We start from the raw sequence: 5,733 nt of genomic DNA, 5'->3' as shown, positions 1-5,733 counted from the left end.
GCTTACTAAAAGTAAGATTACAGTTAAAGGTAGTAATATGAATAACGCTAAACTATTGACTGTACCCACACCATAAGCTAAAAATCTTGTCCCTTCAAATATATAAGTGAGAGGATTAAATTGCTGTAAATAATAAAGCCAATTCCCTGGTTTTATAATCACAAATACAGGAGTTACAAGAAATATAAACCAAGGGAAAAACTGCATGACATTTTCTAAATCTTTACTTAAAGCATTCCAAGGAGCTAATAATAAACCCAATCCAGAACCGAAACAAATAATTGAGGCAATACCCAAGAAAGCGAGAGGAAATGTCAAAGCAGGATTGATATTAAAAACTAAGAGAATAGCAATCAACACTGGTAACCGCATCAAGAAACCAAAGATGGATTCTGCCAAACCAGCCATCATGATAGCTTCTAGGGGAATTTTTTGTCTGACCAATAGGTGAATGTATTGGTTAAGTGAAACGCGCTGAATATTTAAAGCTTCCAGAAACGTTTGTGCCATAATTAGCCCAAAGATACCATAAACTTGTGGTGGCACTGTACCTGCAATTAAAATGGGAATGCGATCGCCGAAGGCGGGCGTTTCGCCATCGCGCTGTCCCAATGTCAGTAAAATTGCTACCAACGCTGAAGGTACAAATGCCCAAAATAGCCCAAATGATGAATAACGATAACGTTGGGCTATATTTTGCAAAAATAGTCGTTTAGAAAATGCTGATGATGAGCGGAAATCTAGCCATGCACCTGTCAGAAATGCTCTGATTGAAAATAGCTGACTCCTACCACTATAAATTTTCACCAAACCAGATAAATCACTGCTACTTTCATCGGTCTGTGAAGGATGCCCTGTCTCGCCTGGGGGAATTTCGGTAATCCTCTGGGCCTGAGTAGCATCCTGAATCGAAGTTATTTTCCGCTTTGGTAAAAAGCGAGGGGAGAAAAAAATCAAACCCGCAGACAGTCCCATCCAAAGTATAACTTGCAACAAAGGCGATCGCACGATCGTCGAGAGTAAGGCTACCATCAAAGCGCTCAACCCCATCGCAAATGCTGTAAATGCTGTCGGCAGAAGCAATTCTAGGAAGCAAAGTCCTCCTCCCAATACTAACCACAAAATTGTGGGACTGACCCCCAGCAAGACAGGTGAGGTCGAAACTGTGTCTGTTGCCTTAGCCAAAACCCAGATTATTCTATAAGTTACTAGCATATTGATATCTTGGCGAGTATGTTGATAAAGATACGATGAAGTCTGACGGGTGACAAGTATGGCTCAAAGCTTTACAGGCATTGCAATTCATCGCACTGGCATCTGGAAAAATTAACCAAGAAATCTGCGATTGACAACGAATCCATAAGACTTGTAGCTGCTTGTACTTGAGAATAGTGTCAATAAAGCCCAAAGATGAGTTCAATTTTTGTCAAGGGCAACGTGGTACAACACATACTGAACAAGGGTTTCCGCGATACTTGTCACCCCATCAGGCGATCGCAGCAGTGCGCGAGTATTTGGCCCATCGGGCAGATTGTCAGTTGCTTTCACTGTTACTAATGATGACTAATCCCGAAACTTTGATGCTGGAAGGTTCGATAAAGCGCTATATTGCTCTGTTGTAAAGTCAGCGTCGAAATTTCCAGTGCCAAGAATAGTCGCGATCGTCAACGGTAAGGGAGGAGTAGGTAAAACTACTACCGCTGTCAATTTGGCTGCTACTTTCTCAAAGAAAAGAAAGGTTCTCCTAGTCGATGCAGATATTCAAGGTTCTGCTACTTGGTGGATTGAGCGCAATAAGGAAAAATGGAACTTTGAGTTAGCCCAAGAGACAGACCCAGAACTTTTGAGTAGTTTACGCCAGATAGAAGGGTATGATTTAGTAGTGGTGGATACGCCTCCGGCGCTGCGATCGGAAGCATTAGCGGCGGTAGTGTCGATCGCCGATTATCTCGTTTTGCCAACACCACCAGCACCTATGGATCTGGCTGTGCTGATTGACACGGTACGTCAAGCAGTTACGCCGATGGGTATTGCTCATCGCGTGCTTCTGACTAGAGTCGATTCCCGCAGTTTGGGGGAAGCGCTGGAAGCCCAAAACACCCTCATGGAGTTGGGAATCCCCGCCTGCAATGCCTTTGTCCGCTCCTACAAAGCCCACGAACGAGCGGCGCTTGAGGGAGTACCGATTACAGAATGGCGAGGGAACAATGCACGAGAAGCTGAGGCTGATTACCGCCGCGTGGCTGATGAACTACAGCGTGATTGGAGAAAATAATGGCTACTAGAAAACGTATTTCCGATTTGCTACGCCAAGAAGCGCAAAAATCGTCGGATACAGAAGATAAACCGATTATAGATACAACTGCTGAGGTAGTGGCGGAACAAGATAATCAAGTAACAGAGGAAGCCCCTACAGATACCGATAAATCTATTGCTGAAGATACAAGTCCAACCAAAGCTGAGTTGGAAGCAACTATAGCAGAGTTGCGAGCAGCCTTGGACCAAACAAAGCAACTTGAGCAAGCGCATCAACACGAAGTTTCCCTACAGCAGCAAGTTATCGATTTACAATCAGAATTGGCTGAGCAAAAAAAGCTTGTCCAAAAGCTACAAAAAGATTTAGAACAATTTGACAAGGTTAAGGCAGAACTTACGCAAGCTAAAAAAGAAGCTCTGCAATTAGCAGAAGCTAACTCTAAGTTGATTGAAGAAAACAATACTTTGAAGAAAGAAAGCGCAGCATTAACAACGCCCCGTTACAAACCTGTTGAGCGGAAAATTAGCACAATTGCTGATGTAAATAAGGAAAGGGATGATTTTGCTAACAAGACTTGGTTGTTAGATTAGGGGCTAGTAGGGCGTCGGGCTTAGGGTTCGTTACGCTGTCGCTAACGCACCGTACAAAACCTTCGTGCAAAAGATCCGATCGCCCAAACAAAACTCCCCAGATTTGCGATTTTCTCGTCATCCTGGGGAGTTTGAAATTGAGGATTTCAGATTGACTTCAATCTAAAATCTAAAATCTAAGATTGATTACGCTGGTTGTGCTTGTCTTTGCAGTAACTCGATAATGGAAGTTTTTTCCAGAAGTCCTACCAGCACACCGTTGTCTCGAATCACTGGCAGTTGAGTTATTTGTTTTTGTTCGATTAGTGTGGTAACTTCCAACAGGGATTGATTTGATTTAACAATGTTGGATTCGGCAATCGATCGCGTTAGTTCTCTGACTTTAATTTGCGGCCAAAGTTCGAGAGAAACTGTTTTGAGGTCATCAACTGCGATCGCACCTACCAACTGTCCGTCTTCATCGGTGACTAAGAACTTGCGCCAGCGATTTTGTCCGATAACGCAATCATTAGCAAACTTTCTGAGCGAAGTATCGGCTGACACAATCGGACTGTCGGGAATTACGGCATCTTCTGCTGTCAATCCTGCCAGTTTATCTTGAACTGTCGCATATTGGGCAGACTGTCCGGCGTTTTGCAGCAAGAACCAACCGACTAACAAATTCCAGAAGTTGGCGGTACTGCCGTATAATACCAGAGGCAGCAACCCAGAAGCGATCGCAATCCAACCGAAGATTTGACCGACGCGACTGGCAAAGATAATACCTTTATAAGGATTGCCAGTGACTTTCCAAACAGCAGCTTTGAGGATATTGCCACCATCCAAAGGTAAGCCAGGAATTAAGTTAAATAGCGCTAACGCTAAGTTAATTGAGGCTAGCAATCCTAAAATAGCTGCCACTGGCCCGGAAATATGGGTGCCTACACCGATGGCTGTGAAGATACCGAATAGGAGTAAGCTCACAATAGGACCTGCGATCGCAATCCAAAATGCTTCAGCTGGTGTCTTGGACTCTTTCTCCAATTGCGCTAAACCACCAAACAGAAACAAATTGATCGATTTAACTTCAATTCCCTGACTAATGGCGACAAAACTATGTCCTAATTCATGCGCCAAGACAGAGGCAAATAACAGCAAACCTGTCACCAATCCCAGTATCCAAGGTAATGGCCCGAACAATCCTGGAAACGCCGCAGCTAATCCATTTCCGTATGTCCAAGTTACCAAACCCAGGATTAAGAACCAAGATGGATGGACGTTAAAGGGAATACCAAACAGGTTGCCAACGCGAAAAGTGCCGTTCATGACGACTCCTCTGATTTCAGCTTTGAGAGTTTGATTTTGCTCTCTTGTTTCGAGTGTAACGAAACGTAAAGCGATTTTTCATAATTCAACTATCGCGTTAGCCGTCCGTTCAGGTTCGGTTTAGCGAACTGTAGGGTGGGAAACGCCCACCAATTAATAGAGACAGGGCAGAATAGAATCAGCTTTCGTAGGTTGGGTTGAGGTAATGAAACCCAACATTGAACTAGGTTTTGTTGGGTTTCGCGCCTGCTCGACCCAACCTACAATTCTGGGCATAATAGAATTAGTACGGCCAAGCATTACAAAAGTCGATCGCAATCCAGATTATGTCAGTCTCCGACAGCAAAATCACTCGTTCCTACAACCAAGAAGAAATCCAGCAAATTCTCCATCTAGCGATTTCTCGTCAAAATTATGAAGGTGAATTCACCCGCGAACAGTTATTGGAAATTGCGGCTGAGTTAGAAATTCCGCCTGAAAATCTGGCGCTGGCAGAACAGGAGTGGCTGGCCCAGCAGGGAGAAATAGAAAAGCGGCAGGCTTTCAATACCTACCGCCGTGGGAGATTGCAGAAAAGTTTTGGCAAATTTGCGATCGTCAATACATTTTTGGTGCTGCTGAACCTAGTTAGTGCCGGCCAGCTTACTTGGTCGCTTTATATTTTATTATTCTGGGGATTAGGGCTCGGTCTTAATGCTTGGAATACCTTTTTGTTGCAGGGTGAAGAGTACGAAAGAGCATTCCAGCAGTGGTATCGCAATCATCAGTTACGGACATCGGTTAATAGCTTTTTCAATAAGTTGCTGAAGGCTTGGTAGATCGAGAAGGGAAATAGCGCTAATTTAGCAGCTAATTTAGCAGCAGTATGGGGTGATATCTTCTCCACAAACATCGGCCAGGAAAGTTAAAGCGCGGAAACGCAAGCTCATCAACTGGTCGTAGAGAGGATTCAGTTTGCACATGGGCGGGATGTGGAAAAGCGTATGTCCGAATACCTGCACGTCTCTTTCAAAGGGACATTGGGAAGGGATGAGTTTGCATAATGCTTTGGCTACTTTGGAGTCGCGCACTTCAATTGATTCTAGCCACTGCCGTACTGGATGAAGAATGGTTTCGATCGCGCTTTGAGATTTCAGGTTTGTTTGAGAAGAAGTGCTGCTGATAAAAGACATAATTCACCTTGCACGAGACTTCTAGGTGGAAGAATTTCTTTGATATCTTTATCATCACTTCCGCTTGAGGTTTTTTCGGTGATGCAAATTAGAATTGTTTGTGATAAATTTAAAGGCTACTGGTGATGTGGCTCCTATAGGGTTTGCGATCCATATCATCTTTATCTGTGATTTGGATCGCTTCCACTCAAATTGCGATCGAAATAAATACATATTGTTATCTTCGATACTGTTTATATAGTAGCTTGATTAAAATAGAAGACATAAGGTCTAACACGGCCTCAGTCCTGTCATCATTAAAGATGCCCTAAGTAGTCGGACAAAAGTAATCGACACTGTATGAACTTTTGTTAAGGCACTTGCAGGAGTGCGATCGCTACCCACGGATAGTACAAATGTATTGTAAAAA

8 protein-coding genes are annotated in these 5,733 nt (G+C 43.6%); 3 read left to right on the top strand and 5 right to left on the bottom strand.

The genetic code is table 11. The annotated features are described in order from the left end of the window. The 3 genes from H6S82_RS15695 to H6S82_RS34065 form a co-directional block, all read right to left on the bottom strand. The coding region (locus H6S82_RS15695; protein ID WP_242056968.1) for an ABC transporter permease at positions 1-1,215 on the bottom strand (1,215 nt) is incomplete at its 3' end. Then, positions 1,199-1,420, bottom strand: a complete 222-nt coding sequence (locus H6S82_RS15690; protein WP_190475035.1) for a hypothetical protein — start codon at positions 1,418-1,420, stop codon at positions 1,199-1,201. The genes H6S82_RS15690 and H6S82_RS15695, both read right to left, overlap by 17 nt. Then, on the bottom strand, positions 1,417-1,548 hold the full coding sequence (locus tag H6S82_RS34065) for a hypothetical protein (RefSeq protein ID WP_255512310.1): 132 nt from the start codon (positions 1,546-1,548) through the stop codon (positions 1,417-1,419). Before H6S82_RS34065 ends, H6S82_RS15690 begins: the two co-directional genes overlap by 4 nt. Positions 1,549-1,642: 94 nt before the next feature. On the opposite strand from H6S82_RS34065, the gene H6S82_RS15685 reads away from it, so the two are divergent. Together H6S82_RS15685 and H6S82_RS15680 are read left to right on the top strand one after the other, a co-directional pair. Further along, positions 1,643-2,275, top strand: a complete 633-nt coding sequence (locus H6S82_RS15685) for an AAA family ATPase (RefSeq protein WP_190475032.1) — start codon at positions 1,643-1,645, stop codon at positions 2,273-2,275. Further along, entirely contained in the window at positions 2,275-2,847 is a 573-nt protein-coding gene (locus H6S82_RS15680; protein WP_190475030.1) for a hypothetical protein, read from the top strand. Before H6S82_RS15685 ends, H6S82_RS15680 begins: the two co-directional genes overlap by 1 nt. A 186-nt stretch (positions 2,848-3,033) precedes the next feature. On the opposite strand, the gene H6S82_RS15675 is transcribed toward H6S82_RS15680, so the two are convergent. Beyond that, on the bottom strand, positions 3,034-4,152 hold the full coding sequence (locus H6S82_RS15675) for a site-2 protease family protein (protein WP_190475029.1): 1,119 nt from the start codon (positions 4,150-4,152) through the stop codon (positions 3,034-3,036). A 326-nt stretch (positions 4,153-4,478) separates the two neighbouring features. Between H6S82_RS15675 and H6S82_RS15670 the strand changes: the two genes are divergently transcribed. After that, complete coding sequence (locus H6S82_RS15670) at positions 4,479-4,970, top strand: 2TM domain-containing protein (RefSeq protein ID WP_190475027.1); 492 nt, start codon at positions 4,479-4,481, stop codon at positions 4,968-4,970. 36 nt (positions 4,971-5,006) lie between these two features. On the opposite strand, the gene H6S82_RS15665 is transcribed toward H6S82_RS15670, so the two are convergent. Next, on the bottom strand, positions 5,007-5,324 hold the full coding sequence (locus tag H6S82_RS15665; protein ID WP_190475025.1) for a Mo-dependent nitrogenase C-terminal domain-containing protein: 318 nt from the start codon (positions 5,322-5,324) through the stop codon (positions 5,007-5,009). Between the last annotated feature and the right edge of the window lie 409 nt (positions 5,325-5,733).

This window comes from Planktothrix sp. FACHB-1355 (assembly GCF_014748295.1).
Lineage (GTDB): Bacteria > Cyanobacteriota > Cyanobacteriia > Cyanobacteriales > Aerosakkonemataceae > Aerosakkonema > Aerosakkonema funiforme_A.
The sequence above is the reverse complement of the archived record's forward strand: the minus strand, read 5'-3'. Positions and strand labels throughout refer to the sequence as shown.